Here is a 16,761-nt window from a genome sequence, read left to right on the forward strand (position 1 = left end):
GAACGAGCTGCACCCTGACCACAATGGAATGCAAGGATCGGACAATCATGAGCGGAAACGACAGGCTCAAGGACTTCTTTGCCTCAAAGAAATTTGATACGGAACACGCGTTGAACATGTATGCGAGTGGTTTTGTTTGCCTACCGGCATCGGAGATATACAACGACGAACTACTCGCAACGCACGCGAAAATTGTAAGCAACTGCCACATCTACATTGTTGGTCTCGCACCAAAGGTGAATTTCGAAGCCGCCAATCAAGTGGGAGAGACACTCAACCTGGTCTTTACCGTGAAGGGTGAAGAACACGTAGTGAGCGGAAACATTCCTGCTGGCTCTCAGCTTATGCAGGACGAAACGGGAGGCTGGCTCGTTCTTACTGAAGACGGCAGCAAAATCTGGCCGAATATCGACGAACTCCTGGCCAGCGTCACTCAGAAAGCCGGTGGCTTGGGTTTCAAAGTTCTTTATATCGGTCAAGCGTTCGGTGAGGATGGGTCAAGAAACGCTATCGACAGACTGAAAAAGCATGAGACCCTTCAAAAGATTTCGCTCAAAGGCATACCCGATGCCTTTGTGCTGAGCTTGATATTGCTCGAAGTTGAACGGGAAAACAGGCTTATTACGATGTTCAACCCCTGGGCAAAGGAGGGTGACGACGGCAAGGATCGGATTGGAATGGGGCTCGATAAGCTCTTCGAGACGACCGAGGCAGAGCGAACCTCTCTCTTCGAAGCTTCGATGATCCGGTACTTCAAGCCCGAGTTCAACGTCATCTTCAAAGACAGCTTTCCCTCAACCAACTTGAAAACGCTCGCTGACTGTTATGAGAAAGACATCGCGACTGTTGTTGCGGAAATATGCATCGATGAGCTGCCATTCCGCCTCCACAGCGACGCTGTAGCGCCGACACACTACCACATTGCAAGGCATGATCTACACAAAGACGAAGATCGAAAAGTGTTCTTCAGCCGCGACATCGATTGAGACAAACTCAGACTAGCCTGGCGGAGGCGACGAGTGCTGATAGGAGAGGGAGCGAATGATATAATTTTAGGTAGTTCATAAAGAGCGGCTTTGACGCCGAGAGCGTGCCGCTTATGAACTAAATTGGGTTCTTTCGTGAACTTCCTTTTTCTGCTACAAGCCTCTATGAATCAACAAGTTTTCTTGAAATCGACAACTGGATTGCATCCGTAGTGGTTCTAGAAGAAACAATCTTACCAATCTAAATTTTGCTCCATGATCAAATTTTTGGAGCTTGAATCACGATGCTTGACTACCTCTCATCATTCACAGCCTTTTTGACCGGCGCATCGTCCGCACAGCTTATGGCCGTTGTCGCCCTTGGTGGACTTTCAGTCGCGGCACTCGGTCTCTACGTGGCTTTGATCGTCATCAAGGGAGCTAAGGGATGAAGAACCCCCGTCTTCAGAAGTTTGTCAAACTTCCGAGCTACTGGATTGAGAAAGAAAACGGCCTTCGGCAGTTTACCTGGGCCAACGGCGGTTCGGATAATACGGCGGCTCTTTTGTCTTTGCTCGCGGTCGCGCACCGGGCCGATGAAGAGGGAGTCGCACGCGCTACTTACGATCAGCTGGAAGCAGCGCTCGACATAAGCCGCGCGAAGCTAGCGGCTGGTCTCAAGATTCTTTTCGAGAAGGGATTGCTGGAGCGCGAGCCAGAAGGTCAGAGCACCTACAGGCTGCCTCGCTATGGTGAACAGGGTACGGGCGTAGGCCAAGGATGGGGGAAGCTCCCAGCCAGAGCGATGTATCATGATGGCCTTCTGAAGGGATTTAAGGACTTTCGACTGCGGAAAGCGGTCGAACTTCACGCGGTGAAAATCTATCTGCTGTTTGTCGCTCGGCGAAAATTCGGCATACAACCATGTTGTGCTGAGCTGGCCAAAGATTTCAGAGTACAGCGGCGTTCCCGCCGATCAGATTAAAGCAGCAACAAGCCTTCTGATCGAAAACCGGCTTATCACAGTTGATAGTGGGCGGGAATCGAGGGCAGCCGACAGATACAGCCAGCCAAGCGTCTACCGAATTGTACACGTCGATCCGCACGTCAACAATGGAACGACACGCGCCAACTACGACATGGATGCAGGATTTACCCAGATAGAACCCGGCGTTGCGCAGGACGCATTTCGTGATCTGATCGCGAGCGAGGCGCAGAACGTTCCCCTCAAACGACGTGCTTGATTTTCCCCGGTTCAAACCGAAGCTCACCTTTTTCGTCGATACTTATCTCAATCGGTTCACTCTGTGGGCAACGTATAAAAACACTCCAGCCGGGATTTATTGCATTCCTTTTTACTCTCCGTTGAATGAGAATCAGGTAGGGAGCGACAAAGCTTGCTGATTGAGGGCGAAGAGCCACATGCTATGAGTCAACGACACGATCCACGGGCGGCTGCCAACCTTTTGCTTGATGAGGCTGACAGGCTCAGTATCAAGGTATCGAATCTTGTCCTCCAAAAGCTGCTCTATTTCGCCCACGGCATCTGCCTCATCCAGACAAGGTCCCCGCTCGTTTCCGGCTATTTCGAGGCGTGGCAGTACGGACCAGTTCACCCGGTAGCTTATAAGGCTTTCAAGAGCGCAGGCTCCAGCCCGATTGACTTTCGCGCGACCGCACAGGACGTCCTGACAGGGCGACCGAAAGAGCTGACGAGCATCGCAGATGCCCGTCTCATCGGGATCATGCAGCAAGTCCTCAACTCCTACGGCCGGATGTCGCCACGACGATTGGTCGATTTGTCGCACGCAAAGAAGTCGCCTTGGGACTTCGTTGTTAGCAAAGCAAAAGCTGAGGTTGCATTCGGCCTCAGAATCCCAGATGATCTTATCAAGGACCGATTCCGGTATCATATTGTCTCAGTCGGTCTTGAGCCAGATGCTGGAGACATGAGTGACGATACCCCTTTTGCCTGATATCGACCTTGCACGCATCGCAACTCTCGATGACGATTTGAAGCGCTCGCAGTTGAAGCTGATGAAGGGTGGCTTCTCCACCTTTTCATACAAGCCTGTACGGGGTTGCTTCAACGACCTGTTCAACATTGCTCCACCCATGTTTGGGCCGACCAATCCCACCCCATTCCACAAAATCAAAGATCGGCTCGCCAAGGAGTGCAAAGCAGGAGCGGAGCTTGACAATAATCTGCTCATCGCTGAGGCTCTTCATGAGTATGCTACTTCGCAACGCATCAGCGGGCGACACCACGAATTCTTTCCGATGGCGATGGGCGTGGGCAGGAAAGTCAGCTTTTGGCTGCCGATGATCCTGGCTATCGAAACGCAGGCTCACGTAATTTTCATTGACCCGAGGCGAACCAAAGGCCTGACGGCAGCGGCCCGCAAGTTTGCATTCTCTATGATGCACGAGCGCATCCGTGTCGCAGACCCGGATTTCGCAGATGTCCGCTTGGGGATTGTCCGCTTCGCTGACGGCGATGATGATCAACGTATAGCGCGTCTCTACACGGACAAGGATGTCGACCTTTATCCGTTGGATGAGCTGGAGGCCATGGTCGCCTCGACCTATCGTATCTGGCAGGAGGTTATCGAAGAGAGGGAAGCCGAAACTCGAAGGAAACGTACTGGCACGGGCGATCTTCTCTAATCATCCTACGCCATCGCCACTGATCAACCATCGTCGGAAGCAATCCCCTCCTGATGGTCGCTTTGGGGCCGCTCGGGATACGGAAGCCTACCGCTTTGCGTGCTCGCGAGTGTCGAAGTCCGGCCAAGCCTTCCGATCATGTGATCACCTCAAGGCTCCTTCGTCGCGAGAAGCGCACCGCAAGTGATCGATAAGCGCAGCGCCATGCATGCGGCGACAGGATGCACACTGTTTGCAGGGTAGATCGTCGCAAAAATCCGCCGCGAAACTCCAACTTTTGCGACAAAGTTTTGCGGCGAGAATGATGCCCTAAATGATTGAGACGAGACGCGAGACCTGAGGGGCGGCTGTAATCACGACAGACTTGGGCGGTTCCGCCGAACCAACTATCTAAGGCTACGATGGCAAAAACTGCTTCGCGTCATAAGCAATCAACCCACACGCTTCGCAACCGCAAGCCCGCCAAAGGTGAGAAGGACCGCCGACGAGCGGCCTTCCGCGCTCTTGACCAGTTTGTTCAGGCAGCAGCCGCGTCCGGTGACGTTCCCGTGGTACGAATTCTCCCGAGAGATACGGTGCCATTCACCTTCAGCGGCAAGCAGGAATTTGTGACGACGACCGATATCAATGCCTACGCACAACACCTGATGACACGGCAGATCACCGAACGGGTCACCCGCGAGAAGGGCAAGGTCTACGGCTTCTATCTCACGCCGCAGTCCATGGCCCGGATGAAATATTCGGGCTTTTCCTCCTTCGCACCGATCCAATCCGTATCGAACGAGGTTCGCACTCGCCAGAAGCCGGTTGGTAATGATCCCGGACCAGTGGCCGCTCGTAAACCGACGCCGCCGCCAACAACCGGCCTTCCGACCCTACCGGAAGCCGAAAAGTTGTGTCTGCCTATTCTCTTGAAGGCCGATAAGCCTATGAAGTTCAGCAGGTTGACGACACTCGTCGCGGAGCAGCTGCAGTTTGACCCGACTCTTATCTCCCTGCCGCTGCCGCGAGACACGAACCAGACGTTTCTGCTGCGCATGCAGGTCGCTACTGAATACCTGATCAAGAACGGCTTTTTGGACAGGTCCGAGAAACTCTACAGGCGCACCCGACTTGGTGAAGACCGTGCGGCGCGGGACGAAACCAGCTTCGCCGGTTTCGTCGAACCATCCGTCAAAACGAAGGTCGCGAGCCTCCTCAATCTGCCAAAGCAGGCCAGAAGTGCCTTCCGCGCGATCAGCATCGATGTCGACAGGGTGATTTCGACCTTCGAAACAGCTGAAACTCACAAGCTGCTCGCTGTCTACCAGAATGCCGTGCGCATCCTGGGTGAGCCAAACCGGACCCAAGAGCATCTGACAGCCAGAGCCGTGCTCGACGCACTGCAGGTCGAGTTCGACAAGCGAGCAAAAACCGTATCCGACAGCGAGCGGTTCAAATGGCCGACGACCGAGGCACGGTCGGGCGACGGATCGCTGCAGTTCTCGAAGACGCAACCCGAGGGCATGCTCGCCTACCTCGAATACCACGTCGGACGCACCCACGGAGCCCACAGCAGGGTGCGCCAGAGCATCCTGACCCGCATCTTCGAAAATTCCCTTCCTCCGGTATTCGAAAGAGCCTACATGGACGAATGGGGACCGAACGGCTCGTCGGCGCGACTTCGAAAAATGGCAGAGAGCATTGCCGCCTTTGCCCGAAACGCCAAACGACGCGATGCCGATAAACTCGACGAGGCAATCCGGCATTGGGAACAGGACCTCAAATACCTCCACGACCGCTATTATGTCGGCAAATTCTCTTTCGGCTGGCCGTCGACCGCTGTCGAGGCCGTAACCGTGACGAAACGATAGGACAGACGATGGGGCGCGAAATTTCGTTCGAATGGGTCAGCGAAAGCAAGGCTGTCGACCTCTTCAAAAAGAGGATTGAACGCGCTGTCGAAAAGCGTGGCGCTGCCGCTGCTGAAGGCCAGACACTCGACAATCTTTGGGACTGGGTCGAGATCGAAGAAGCCACGCAATCTCGGCGGTTCGCCTCGGTACCGATGGCCAAGGGATGGGCGGAAGCTGCGCATCGCCAACAAGGTCATCGACGGCCAGCCAGCCTACGAATTTACCAAGGTGAAGGAAGAGCTAGTCCTACGACAAAGCGAGGCCGGGCGGATTCAGATCAAAGGCGACTTTCCTCGATGATCGCTCTCTCAGGACGGTGACGATCCTGAAATTCACCTCGAAAGGCAACGCCAAGGAGCATTTCGCCTTTGGCCCTCACGAGAAGGAACAAGCGAATACGAGAATCGCCAATTGTGCAGACGTCGAAGCCATCACCGTGTTGGGGGCGACCTCATAGTGCGGGCAATCCCCAGTCGCAAAGAAATCCTCGATTAGAGCTGTGCTCGTCTATAAATCGATGACAAAATTGGACCGAAATCCATTTATCTCTCGCTCGCCTCCGTAGCCACGAGGATTGCAAATAATTCGAGTGTCGCCAGCCAAATAGTCTCGGGCCCTGTGAATATGACCATGCACCCAGATAGACGGCCGTCGCCGCGCGATGAGACCGGATAGATCACTTCCGAAAGCCGCGTTAGTTACATGACCGTAGAACCGGGAGTCGAAGCTTTCTGTGAGCGGTGCGTGATGCGTCACGACGATTGTTCGGCCCTCGAATGGCTTTGATAGTTGTTGATCGATATACGATCGGCTCGCGATGTGGCGCTGAAGGATTTCGCGAACTGTGATAAGCCCATTTTCACCTGGGCGGCGTTCATCGGATCGAAAAATGCAATGGAAGTCCGCCATCTGCGACGGCACAAGGCGGTAGGCTTTAACCCTTCGCTCCTCCGGCGGAATATGCTCGTCGTCGCCGACCGAGACCGCAAAGTCGGTCCAAAGGGTAGCGCCGACAAAACGGCAACCAGCGAGCTGGATGCTCTGATTTTCAAGGAGATGGATACGGGTGCCCTCGACCTGGCGGCGTGCTCTTTCCAGCGCAAAATCGATGCTGGCGTTGTAATAGTCATGATTTCCCAAGACCAAGATAACGGGCATTCGCTGCTCAATATGTGAGCGTCCGGTGAACTCATTTTCGCGTGGTTGAGGGAGCGAAGCTATAGGACGCGTTTCATTTCATCTGCCATGACGCGCTCGATGATCTCGGGGTCGCATTGTTCGTCGACGAGGAACTGGTGGATACCACCATCCCACGTCCTTATGTCGGTTAGGAGATTTTGAAGTTCGTCGATACCATTCTCGGTCAGACGCTTCGTGCCATCTTCACTGCCATCGCTGACGTAAACCAGTTCGCCCTCGGAGATGTTGTCCGAGTTGGCGGTCACCTCTTCGATCAGTTCGAGGTTCTCGCCGATCATGACGGCGACTTGCTTGAGCGTGTAGATGAACCTCGAGCGTGCCATCACGCAACCTCGCATCGGTCTTTCGCTGGCGTCCAGTTCCAGGGCAATAGGTCCTCAAGTCGGCCCTTGGGGTGATCCTGGATCCGGGTCAGGACGTCTGTCAGATAGACCTCCGGATTGTGGCCGTGCAATTTGACCGTTTCGATGATGGTCAGGATGTTGGCGATGCGCTCACCGCCCTTATCCGAGCCGGCGAAGAGCCAATTTTTCCTTCCAATTCCAAGTGGACGCATGGCTCGTTCAGCTATGTTGTTATCGATTTCGACACGGCCATCGTCGATGTAAACGCTCAACGCTGCCCATCGAGAGAGGGCATATCGCATTGCCTCGGCCAGCTTCTGCTTCTGCGGCAACGTCGAAAGCGTCTCTTCGATCCAGACCTTCAGTTCTTCCAGAATGGGCCTGGCGTGTTGTTGGCGCAGTGTACGCCGCTGGTCGGCCGGCATGCCGCGGATACGATCCTCGATATCGTAGAGCGCGCCGATGCGCGATAGCGCTTCGTCAGCGATCGGCGATGGCTTCAGCTTGATCACGTCATGGAACTTGCGGCGCACATGCGCCATGCAGGCGGCCTCGACGATCTGGTTGCCGTAGAGCTTCTTGTAACCCCCATAGCCATCGGCATGCATCACACCGCTGAAGTTTGCGAGGTGGTCAGCCGGATGCATGCCCTTGCGGTCAGGGCTATAGTAATAAGCGATGGCACCGGGAGTGGCGGCTTGATAGCCACTGCCGTCGAAGACGTAGACCCAGACCCTGCCGGTTTTTGTCTTGCCCCGTCCGGGGTCGAGAACATCGACGGGGGTATCGTCCGTATGTATTCGGTCAAGCGCGGCGATATGGGCCCTGATAGCAAAGACGAGCGGCGCAAGCAGACCCGATACGCGGCCGACCCAGTCAGCCATTACGGATCGGGAGATGTCTATCCCCAACCGATCGTACATCTCGGACAGGCGGTAGAGGGGGATGTGATCGTCGAATTTGGCGATCATGATATGGGCGAGCAGTCCCGGTCCGGGTTTGCCGCGCTCGATCGGCAGGGTCGGCATCTCGCCAGCCACCGTCGTATCGCACTCCCTGCAGATCATGCGCTTTTCGACATGGCGGACAATCTTGACCGACGCCGGCACGTGCTCCAACACCTGGACCACCCTGTCGGCGGCCTTCAGGAACGATGTGCCACCACAGGTCGGGCAATTGCAGGGGGCCGCATAGACCAACTCTTCGGTGGGAAGACCATCGGGCAATGGTTTGCGCTTCGGCTTGTCCGGCGCGTCGTCCAACTCCGGCAGAGGAGTTTTCCCGGAGCGCATTTCAGCCTCGGCACGGGAGGCCTCAATCTCCTCCAGCATCAGTTCGAATTGCTCTATCTTCCGGTCGATCTTTTCCGAAGACGCGCCATGCTGCCGGTGTCGGAGCAATTCCAGTTGTGCCCGCAACAGCCCGATTATGGAGTCGCGCTTGATGACCTCGGCTTCCTGGCTCTCAAGTTTCGCCGCCTGTTCCGCGACGAGTGCGCGCAAAGCAGTTAGCTCGTCCTGACTGTCCAGCGGCGCTGTTTCCATACCCGCAAATCTAGCCGATTTGCCCCTGGCACGCCACCAATATACCCCGGATGCCCCTGCAAAATATAGCTTTTATCCCGTTCGACCGGGAGCGGAAGTCCACGCCGGGCGTCGCCAATCGATCCCCTCAACGAGCATCGAAAGCTGCGCCTGCGTCAGGTGCGCCACGCCCTCTTTCGCCGTCGGCCAGGGAAAGTATCCGCGCTCCAAAATCTTGTAGAACAGGCAGAACCCTTGACCGTCCCACCAAAGAAGCTTGATCCGATCAGCGCGTTTTCCGCGGAAGCCGAAGATCGCGCCGGAGCCCGGTGCCTCCTTGATCGCCGTCTCGACCAGCGCCGATAGACCATCAATGCCACGCCGCATATCCGTCACCCCGCAGGCCAGATAGACACGCACATTCCCCGAAGGCCCGATCATGCCGCCTCCAGACAGGCCACCAGCGACATAAGCAGCTTCAGTTCAACGTCAATCGGAACCTTCAAGCACCGACCGTTTCGGAGCAAGATCTCGACAACCGCTGGCCTCGGCAGCGTGGTAGACGCCTGGCTTACGCCCACCTCCTCGGTGATCTCAACCGGAAGGAACATCGCCGGTCGGTCAACATAGCTGAATGACTGCCGCCACAAGCGGATCTGCCCAGGATGAATGTCATGCCGGCGAGCCACATCACCAATGCGAGCGCCAGGTTCATCCGCCTCCGCCAATATCCTCAGTTTCGCCTCGTCCGACCAGCGCCGTCTGCGCTCAGTACCGGACATGATCTCAATTCGAGCCATGAAACCTCTTTGATCTGGTATTAATGTCAGCACTAATGCTGGTTCTAATGCCAGAACATCGCCTGATTTGCCCGATCAGCAAAAACCGCTCACCGGACGCTCACCTCAATATTACGCCGCAGGTAAGCGATACTCGTTGAGACAACGTCCGAAATGTCTCCGGCGCAGATGCAAATATCGGCATCCGGAACATGAAGGGGGGTGCTCCAAAGAGTGTCCATAGGGGAGTAGTGGATGTCACTGACGATCCATGCTCGCATTCGACCGTTCCTTTTGTAAAGTCAAAGGGATAGGGATGACGCGCCGGGATATCCGCCGCTGTCCGTTTAATTCAGAATTTGTCAGAAGACTGGTCGTCAGCCAGGTGTCAGAGACATGCGAACCGCCCGTGACGTTCTATTCATCATGGGAAAATACGCCATTGAAGGGCTCACGCTTTGTTCGCCAGGCGCGTCCGGATCACACAAAGCGTCATGGGCGACCGCAGCATGAGAGCCCGACTCTCTCTGTTCGGCCAAGGAAATGCGAACAAAAAGGATGCTCAGCATTTCCTTATCTCCGTCTCGTCTGCAGCCGGTGCGCCTGGCCAAAGCTTTTCCAACTGATCTCCTTGCAATCGTTTATGTTTGGCCAGTTCGACAGCGAACATCACCAGCGTGTGTTGAAGACCGCTGAGCATATCTCTTGCCCGGGCGTACTCTGTCTGAAGGATTTCATCGACTTCCATCCTCAGTCTGCGGTCTTGCCAAAGCTCCGATGGGCTATTCGTATTTACGGAGCCCGGGAGAAAATAGGGCGATGTCCCAAATCCATATTTCGCGACCATTTCGACAGCGACTTCCGTAGCCATCGCGAAATCGCTTTGGCTTGCACCTGATGCCATGGTCGAGCGGTCTTTGAAGAAAACCTCTTCCGCAGCCGACCCAGCCAAGTGCATGGCGATCAGCTTCATCATTTCCCATTTGGTTTTAAAGGGTAGCTTCGGATATTCGATCACGGTGATGCCGTGAGCGTCGATGTCGGTCGCGAAATTCTGGACGTTATCGAAGACTTCGACTCGTTCAACTTTCCCAACCTGCAAGGCATGGGCAACAAGTGCGTGCCCGGCTTCGTGGATGGCGACCTGAAGCTGATATCCTTCGTTTAAAACCGGCAGCGGCGCGATCTTTCCTTTGAGATCGTCAATTGTTACGGCCCGACCATCCCTCCGCGCAATTCTGCGGGCATCTCGTGACAGGCGTTCCAAATCAGCTCCGCTCAATCCCGGCAGCCTGGCAGCGATTTCCTTCAGAGAGGGGTGTTCCGCGAGCGAAGGAAGGTGGAACGCGAGGATTTCGGCGCGAGCGGGCGCATCGGGCAAAGGAAAGTGAACATGTTTTTCGAGCCGACCGCTTCGTACCAGTCCGGGATCGATTTTCTCCGGGTGATTGCAAGCGCCAACAACGACCACACCTTCGCGTCCCTCGATGCCATCGAGGCACTCAAGAAGAGCGTTCACGACCGTTGTAGAGTAAGTCTCGTGCCTAGCCGGGAACTTGGAGCGGTCGCCAATCGAGTCGAATTCGTCGATAAACAGAAGGCATGGCGCACTTGCCTTTGCAGCCGAGAAAGCTTGATACATAGCCTTCAGCATGTCGCCAAGGTCGCCGTCTTTATAGCTTTGCCACTTTGAAATAGACGCGGCTTCCAGATGCATCTCGCATTCTGCCGCAAGGGCTGCTGCAAATCTCGTTTTTCCAGTGCCTGGCGGGCCATACAGCAGGCATCCTTTGTCGACCTCGGACCATTGCAACCGTCCGTCGCGCCATTCTTGGATGTCTTTTTTCAATTCTCGTGCCCAGACGCCAGCGTCACCAAAGCCTTTGGAGATTTCCAGGTGCTTGACCTCGTCGCGGACCGGACGCTGGTGACTTTCATTCGAGAGCCGCAGGGCTGCTCTTTGAGCGGGTTGGCCGATCCGATAGATGGCTTCCATTCTTTCAGAAGGTTGCTGTGCAATCAGCGCGGCGTGATCATCGGAAACCTCCCCGCAGCCTCGAAGCCGTCCAAGTGCTCGAAGGTGGCGGCGGTCACACACGTTAAGGCGGTCCCGCAGTGTTGCCGCCAGCTCGAAATCTTCATGAATGGTTGAGCCTTCTTGTACGAAGATGATCAGCTTCTCTGATTTGAGGTGTTCGGTAGGGTCGATTTCCCAGCCACGCCTGCTCTTAGCTGCTGGATGCATGCAGTAGCGGACCTTGTCATCTTTAAAGATGATCTTGGCTGCTTCGTTCACGTCCACGAGCCGCCAGTTACTTGGCACTGTTAGTAGCGCAACGCAGGACGGCTCTGAAATTGGGCCGATGTTTCGCCGAAGGACGCTTACGAGAGCGCAGTAGGCCAGATACACCCGTGCGGACTTACGTGCGATGGCCGCGTTGTCGCGTTTCGCTCTAAGGAAGCTTGCTGATCGTGAACCCTTCAGCAGCCGCGATACCTCCTGAAGCTTGAAGATGTACTGGTCCAAATTGTTGGCTAAGGCCGTATCCATCGGGGGTTCCCTACACAGTGCCAAGGTCAGATGTCCAAAAGGCCTTCGTCGAAACGGTACCATCGGCTTAGCGTTCTCCCCAGCCGCCGCTTTCGATCGAGATAGAAGAGTTCACTGGTAACTCCCGGGCCATTTTTGATGTGTGGGTGCCCCGACATCTCCCCGATGAGGCAGGGAACCGCGCGGCTCGCAAGAATGCAGTTTCGGATAATGACTGCGTCGTTGGCCCCCGCGAACGAACCGGGGGCAGCGAGATTTTCCAAATCAGCAAGAAGTGACCGCAGTCGCGGGATAATTACGTCGGGCGGTGTGCCAAGCCATTTGTCATTCATTCGCGTTGCCTCTGATTCGCCATTGGAAGACCGTCAGAGAATAGAAGACTGATTCGTGACTCAAAATCAAAGGAAAATGACTGAAAATGCCATCAAACTGACTTACAGCGAATAATGTTGACATTTTCTAGTTTGGTCGTTTTCTCGGCCCTATGAACCCCGTATTTCCTTTGCTCCGAGCTGCTCGGTGTCTACTTGGCTGGAGCCATCTGGACGTGAGCGAGAAGTTCGACATAAAAGCGAAGACGATCCAGCTGATCGAACGAGGCAATTATAAACGCTTGCCGCGCGAGGCCTTGAGCTTGAAAGGTCATTATCAGACTGCGGGCGTGGAGTTCACATCGGCCGGTGTAGGATATGGCGAAGGGGTCCGCTGGCGCTCGCCCGGAACCCTTCTGGAGGACGGAAAGCCCGATTATTTTGGAAGTCGCATCGTTCGAGCGGCCCGTGGTCTTGCCGACCTCTCACAGCGAGACCTCGCTCAGGTTTCCGACGTAAGCCAAAGCTTCATCGCCCGGCTTGAAAATAACAAGTACGGGGCTGTCAACGAAGAAGCTCTTCGCAAGTTGATGGCAGGTCTCAGAGAGAGAAATGTCGAGATGACACCCGAGGCGGCCGGATCAGGCGCAGGAGTTCGTTGGATCGCTGATCCGGATTCACTCGTAATCCATGAATCAGAATAGCCATATCTCTGTAAATGTTTCCATTCCGATAGAGTCGCCCTATAGGGACTCAGAACTCTCTATGCTGCTTGCATGCTACCGGTACGCGTACCGAGCACTAAGCCGCTGTAATATCGATAAAATGTTGAATCGGTACGACCGGTACGCTTATAAAAGTGCTCTATCCTGCTGAGCTACGGGACCACTCCGTGTCATGCATACAAAAGGCTTGACGCGAAGCCAAGCCTTTTTGAAGTTCTTATCGAGCATAGATTTCACGCGCCCAAACGCTGTTCGGCAAGGCGGACCCAGTAGGAGATGCCGTGGCCCATGATTTCGTCGTTGAAATCATAGGCCGGGTTGTGAAGGCCCGCGCTGTCGCCGTTGCCGATGAAGATGAAAGCGCCGGGACGGGCGTTCAGCATGTAAGAGAAATCCTCGCCTCCCATCATTGGATCGATTTCAGAATTGACGTTCGCCGCGCCCGCTATGTCGGTCGCGATGGCGATCGCATGGGTGGTCTCCGTGTCGTGATTGACGGTGACGGGATAGTTGCGGTGGAAGCCGATATCGGCCTCTGCGCCATGGGCGGCGACCAGACCGTTTATAATCTGCTTGAGGCGCGTTTCCGCCAGATCGCGGACTTCGGCGTCGAGCGTGCGGACCGTGCCGGCGATCTGTGCGTCGTTCGGAATGACGTTGTGGGCAAAACCCGCGTTGAACTTGGTGACCGAGACAACAACCGAACGCAGGGGATCGGCGCTCCGCGAGGCGATCATCTGCAGGTTGGTGACGATCTGCGCGCCGATCGCGATCGGGTCGATCGTCCGGTGCGGCTGGGCCGCATGGCCGCCACGGCCCTTGATGGTCACCGTGAATTCGTCCGTCGCCGCCATGATCGGGCCTTTGCGGATGGCGAACTGACCGACGGAAAGGCCGGGCAGATTATGCATCCCATAGACCTCCTCGATATTAAAGCGCTCCATCATGCCGTCCTGGACCATCAGGTTACCGCCACCGCCGCCCTCTTCGGCCGGTTGGAAAATCACCGCGACGTTGCCGTTGAAGTTGCGCGTTTCTGCAAGATATTTGGCGGCTCCGAGTAGCATCGCCGTGTGCCCATCATGCCCACAGGCGTGCATCTTGCCCGGCGTCGTCGAGGCCCAGGGCTTGCCGGTGATCTCCGTCAGCGGCAGGGCGTCCATGTCGGCGCGCAGGCCGATCGCACGACTGCCTTTTCCCTTGCCCTTGATCAGGCCGACGACGCCGGTGCGGCCGATGCCGGTCACAATTTCGTCAACGCCGAATTCCTTGAGCTTGCCGGCAACGAAAGCCGCCGTGTTTTCGACCGCGAAAAGAAGCTCCGGCCGTGCATGGATGTGGCGGCGCCATTCGGTCGCTTCGGCTTGCAATTCAGCGGCTCTGTTCAAAATCGGCATACATAACTTCCTGTACGAAATTGGATTGTCCGGCGGCTTGCGGGATGTTGCGCCGCGAAAATAACTTATTCAATGACCTTTGCCATGTCATGGCCATATAAGCTAAATAGGTGAAGCTTTCGAGATTTCCGGACATCTTAGGGACGAACCGTGTCAACGCGCCAGAATCGTTTGATTTCATTCGCAGCCGCAGCCGCCGCTTCTCTTGTCCTTTCGGTCCCGCTGGCGCAGGCCAATCCGCAAATCCTCGTCGATGTTCAGAGCGGCCGGGTGCTGGAGCATGAAGAAGCCTTCCGCAAATGGTATCCGGCGTCGCTGACAAAGCTGATGACGGTCTATACGGTTTTCGACGCAATCCGTGCCGGCGAGATCAGCCTCGATACGCCGATCGTCATCAGCAAGCAGGCGGCAGCCCAGCCAGCCGCGAAAATGTATTACAAGCCAGGGCAGAAGCTGACGCTAGACAGCGCGCTGAAGATCCTGATGATCAAGTCGGCGAATGACGTCGCGGTTGCCGTGGCAGAGGCCGTCGCCGGTACCCAGGATGCCTTTGTCCTACGCATGAATTCCGAGGCAGCAAAGCTCGGCATGTCGGATTCGCATTTCGTCAATCCGAACGGCCTGCCGGGTAAGGGCCAATATACGACGGCGCGCGATCTCGCAGTCCTGACCGTGGTGCTGCGGCGCGATTTCCCGCAATATGCGGGTTATTTCGCGCTTGAAGGTTTCTCCAATGGCAAGACGAACACGCCGAACATCAACCTGTTGATCGGCCGTTTTGCCGGTGCTGACGGTATGAAGACCGGCTTTATCTGTGCCTCGGGATTCAATCAGATCGGCTCGGCGACCCGTAACGGCCGCACCCTGATTTCCGTCGTTCTCGGAACAGACAGTCTTGCAGCTCGCGCGGATGCGACGGCGAACCTGTTGCAGAAGGGCTTTGTGACGCAGTTTCCGGCAACCGATACCTTGGGTTCGTTGAAGCCATATGGACCGGGGCAGGATCAGGTCACCGACATAAGCGCCGATATCTGCAGCGCAAAAGGTGCCAAGGTGCGCAGCGAAACGCGCGACGAGGTCGGCCGCATGAAAGTGCAGTCGCCCTATATCCTGGAAATGGACCATGAGCCACGCTACGTCTTTGCCGGCCTCATCCCCGGCCAGGATGTTCCGCCGGACAAGATGGCGAAGGCTGACGCAATCGGCGACCTTGCTAATGTGCCGGTGCCGCTGCCGCGTCCGACCTCCTTCTAAGGTAAAGCCAGATGAGGATTCATGACAAAATCCCGGTCACTATCCTGACCGGCTTTCTTGGCGCCGGTAAGTCGACCCTCTTGAACCGGGTCCTGAAGGATCCGGCGATGAAGGATGCCGCCGTCATCATCAACGAATTCGGCGATGTCGGCATCGACCATCTGCTCGTCGAAAGCTCGGGCGATGCGATCATCGAGCTTTCGGACGGCTGCCTTTGCTGCACGGTGCGCGGTGAACTCGTCGATACGCTGGCAAATCTGATGGATGCGGTGCAGACTGGCCGGGTCAAGCCCGTGAAGCGTGTCGTGATCGAAACCACCGGCCTCGCTGATCCGGCGCCGGTCATGCAGGCGATTATGGGCAACCCGGTCATCGCCACCAATTTCGAACTCGACGGTGTCGTGACGGTCATCGATGCGGTCAATGGGCTGCAGACGCTCGACAATCACGAGGAGGCACGCAAGCAAGCCGCAGTCGCTGATCGCTTGATCGTATCGAAAAGGTCGATGGCGATCGCTGAGCTATTGTCCGCGCTGAAAACGCGGCTGCGCCAGCTTAATCCACGAGCGGCGCTCTTGGATGCAGATAGCGCGCAAGCCGGCAGCGTGGAGATGCTCGTAAACGGCCTGTACGATCCGGCGACGAAGATTGCCGATGTCCGCCGATGGCTTCGCGATGAGGATGAGCATGACGCCCATCACCATCATGACCACCACCAACACGCCCACCATGATCATGACCACCAGGACCCGCATGATGTGAGCCGTCACGACACCTCGATCCGATCGTTCTCGATCGTCGAAGACAAGCCGATCGAGCCGATGGCGCTGGAAATGTTCATCGACCTGTTGCGCTCCGCGCATGGCGAAAAGCTGTTGCGCATGAAGGCGATCATTGCAGTCTCAGACCGGCCGGAGAGACCCTTGGTCCTGCATGGCGTGCAGAATATCTTTCACCCGCCGATGCGTCTTCCGGCTTGGCCGGATCCGGCCGACCGGCGCACGCGCATGGTGCTGATTACCAAGGATCTGCCGGAGGATTTCGTGAAGACTCTCTTCGACGCTTTCCTCGGAAAACCGCGCATCGATACCCCGGATCGCACAGCACTCAACGATAATCCGCTCGCCATTCCCGGCATGAAGATTTGAGA

The 16,761-nt window shown here is 56.0% G+C and carries 16 protein-coding genes; 9 read left to right on the forward strand and 7 right to left on the reverse strand.

Translation table 11 applies throughout. The features are described from left to right. Positions 1–47 precede the first annotated feature (47 nt). From ACZ9BX_RS17625 to ACZ9BX_RS17650, 6 genes are all read left to right on the forward strand, one after another. Positions 48–986 (forward strand): hypothetical protein, encoded by a 939-nt coding sequence (locus tag ACZ9BX_RS17625; RefSeq protein ID WP_476219229.1) that lies wholly within the window; start codon positions 48–50, stop codon positions 984–986. 284 nt (positions 987–1,270) lie between these two features. Further along, positions 1,271–1,417, forward strand: a complete 147-nt coding sequence (locus ACZ9BX_RS17630; RefSeq protein ID WP_476219230.1) for a hypothetical protein — start codon at positions 1,271–1,273, stop codon at positions 1,415–1,417. Further along, a complete protein-coding gene (locus ACZ9BX_RS17635) occupies positions 1,414–1,950 on the forward strand; it encodes a hypothetical protein (protein ID WP_476219231.1) in 537 nt (178 codons plus the stop codon). Before ACZ9BX_RS17630 ends, ACZ9BX_RS17635 begins: the two co-directional genes overlap by 4 nt. A 442-nt stretch (positions 1,951–2,392) precedes the next feature. After that, complete coding sequence (socA, locus tag ACZ9BX_RS17640; RefSeq protein ID WP_476220057.1) at positions 2,393–2,941, forward strand: type VI toxin-antitoxin system SocA family antitoxin; 549 nt, start codon at positions 2,393–2,395, stop codon at positions 2,939–2,941. Next, positions 2,919–3,632, forward strand: a complete 714-nt coding sequence (socB, locus tag ACZ9BX_RS17645) for a type VI toxin-antitoxin system SocB family DNA replication inhibitor toxin (RefSeq protein WP_476219233.1) — start codon at positions 2,919–2,921, stop codon at positions 3,630–3,632. The genes socA and socB overlap by 23 nt, the downstream gene beginning before the upstream one ends. 575 nt (positions 3,633–4,207) lie before the next feature. Continuing rightward, complete coding sequence (locus ACZ9BX_RS17650) at positions 4,208–5,485, forward strand: hypothetical protein (RefSeq protein ID WP_476219235.1); 1,278 nt, start codon at positions 4,208–4,210, stop codon at positions 5,483–5,485. 549 nt (positions 5,486–6,034) lie between these two features. Here the strand turns inward: ACZ9BX_RS17650 and ACZ9BX_RS17655 are convergent. The 6 genes from ACZ9BX_RS17655 to ACZ9BX_RS17680 form a co-directional block, all read right to left on the reverse strand. Continuing rightward, the gene (locus ACZ9BX_RS17655; RefSeq protein ID WP_476219237.1) at positions 6,035–6,685 is read right to left on the reverse strand and encodes a metallophosphoesterase family protein; all 651 of its coding nucleotides are present in this window, start codon (positions 6,683–6,685) and stop codon (positions 6,035–6,037) included. A gap of 59 nt (positions 6,686–6,744) precedes the next feature. Next, positions 6,745–7,050: a hypothetical protein gene (locus ACZ9BX_RS17660; protein ID WP_132568906.1), complete on the reverse strand. Its 306-nt coding sequence runs from the start codon at positions 7,048–7,050 to the stop codon at positions 6,745–6,747. Continuing rightward, complete coding sequence (gene tnpC / locus ACZ9BX_RS17665) at positions 7,050–8,615, reverse strand: IS66 family transposase (protein ID WP_132568907.1); 1,566 nt, start codon at positions 8,613–8,615, stop codon at positions 7,050–7,052. The genes ACZ9BX_RS17660 and tnpC overlap by 1 nt, the downstream gene beginning before the upstream one ends. 72 nt (positions 8,616–8,687) lie before the next feature. After that, on the reverse strand, positions 8,688–9,035 hold the full coding sequence (tnpB, locus tag ACZ9BX_RS17670) for an IS66 family insertion sequence element accessory protein TnpB (RefSeq protein WP_006204819.1): 348 nt from the start codon (positions 9,033–9,035) through the stop codon (positions 8,688–8,690). Further along, positions 9,032–9,394, reverse strand: coding sequence for an IS66-like element accessory protein TnpA (gene tnpA, locus ACZ9BX_RS17675; RefSeq protein WP_132568908.1), 363 nt, complete (start codon positions 9,392–9,394; stop codon positions 9,032–9,034). Before tnpA ends, tnpB begins: the two co-directional genes overlap by 4 nt. Before the next feature lie 541 nt (positions 9,395–9,935). Further along, on the reverse strand, positions 9,936–11,924 hold the full coding sequence (locus ACZ9BX_RS17680; protein ID WP_476219239.1) for an AAA family ATPase: 1,989 nt from the start codon (positions 11,922–11,924) through the stop codon (positions 9,936–9,938). Positions 11,925–12,408: 484 nt separating this feature from the next. Here ACZ9BX_RS17680 and ACZ9BX_RS17685 point away from each other — a divergent pair, with 484 nt between their 5' ends. Beyond that, positions 12,409–12,939 carry a helix-turn-helix domain-containing protein gene (locus tag ACZ9BX_RS17685; protein WP_476219240.1) on the forward strand — a complete coding sequence of 177 codons (531 nt, stop codon included), beginning with the start codon at positions 12,409–12,411 and terminating at the stop codon, positions 12,937–12,939. A gap of 254 nt (positions 12,940–13,193) precedes the next feature. Here ACZ9BX_RS17685 and ACZ9BX_RS17690 read toward each other — a convergent pair whose 3' ends face one another. Further along, on the reverse strand, positions 13,194–14,357 hold the full coding sequence (locus ACZ9BX_RS17690; protein WP_476219241.1) for a M20 aminoacylase family protein: 1,164 nt from the start codon (positions 14,355–14,357) through the stop codon (positions 13,194–13,196). A 150-nt stretch (positions 14,358–14,507) separates the two neighbouring features. Here ACZ9BX_RS17690 and ACZ9BX_RS17695 point away from each other — a divergent pair, with 150 nt between their 5' ends. Together ACZ9BX_RS17695 and ACZ9BX_RS17700 are read left to right on the forward strand one after the other, a co-directional pair. Further along, on the forward strand, positions 14,508–15,611 hold the full coding sequence (locus ACZ9BX_RS17695) for a D-alanyl-D-alanine carboxypeptidase family protein (protein WP_476219242.1): 1,104 nt from the start codon (positions 14,508–14,510) through the stop codon (positions 15,609–15,611). An 11-nt stretch (positions 15,612–15,622) separates the two neighbouring features. Next, the gene (locus tag ACZ9BX_RS17700; RefSeq protein ID WP_476219244.1) at positions 15,623–16,759 is read left to right on the forward strand and encodes a CobW family GTP-binding protein; all 1,137 of its coding nucleotides are present in this window, start codon (positions 15,623–15,625) and stop codon (positions 16,757–16,759) included. Positions 16,760–16,761: the final 2 nt, after the last annotated feature.

The sequence above is a fragment of the Rhizobium sp. USDA 3886 genome (assembly GCF_056279785.1).

Coding starts and splice junctions, on each gene's coding strand:
- ACZ9BX_RS17625 (WP_476219229.1), top strand. CDS start 48: ATGAGCGGAAACGACAGGCTCAAGGACTTCTTTGCCTCAAAGAAATTT.
- ACZ9BX_RS17630 (WP_476219230.1), top strand. CDS start 1,271: ATGCTTGACTACCTCTCATCATTCACAGCCTTTTTGACCGGCGCATCG.
- ACZ9BX_RS17635 (WP_476219231.1), top strand. CDS start 1,414: ATGAAGAACCCCCGTCTTCAGAAGTTTGTCAAACTTCCGAGCTACTGG.
- socA (WP_476220057.1), top strand. CDS start 2,393: ATGAGTCAACGACACGATCCACGGGCGGCTGCCAACCTTTTGCTTGAT.
- ACZ9BX_RS17655 (WP_476219237.1), bottom strand. CDS start 6,685: ATGCCCGTTATCTTGGTCTTGGGAAATCATGACTATTACAACGCCAGC.
- ACZ9BX_RS17660 (WP_132568906.1), bottom strand. CDS start 7,050: ATGGCACGCTCGAGGTTCATCTACACGCTCAAGCAAGTCGCCGTCATG.
- tnpC (WP_132568907.1), bottom strand. CDS start 8,615: ATGGAAACAGCGCCGCTGGACAGTCAGGACGAGCTAACTGCTTTGCGC.
- tnpB (WP_006204819.1), bottom strand. CDS start 9,035: ATGATCGGGCCTTCGGGGAATGTGCGTGTCTATCTGGCCTGCGGGGTG.
- tnpA (WP_132568908.1), bottom strand. CDS start 9,394: ATGGCTCGAATTGAGATCATGTCCGGTACTGAGCGCAGACGGCGCTGG.
- ACZ9BX_RS17680 (WP_476219239.1), bottom strand. CDS start 11,924: ATGGATACGGCCTTAGCCAACAATTTGGACCAGTACATCTTCAAGCTT.
- ACZ9BX_RS17685 (WP_476219240.1), top strand. CDS start 12,409: ATGAACCCCGTATTTCCTTTGCTCCGAGCTGCTCGGTGTCTACTTGGC.
- ACZ9BX_RS17690 (WP_476219241.1), bottom strand. CDS start 14,357: ATGCCGATTTTGAACAGAGCCGCTGAATTGCAAGCCGAAGCGACCGAA.
- ACZ9BX_RS17700 (WP_476219244.1), top strand. CDS start 15,623: ATGAGGATTCATGACAAAATCCCGGTCACTATCCTGACCGGCTTTCTT.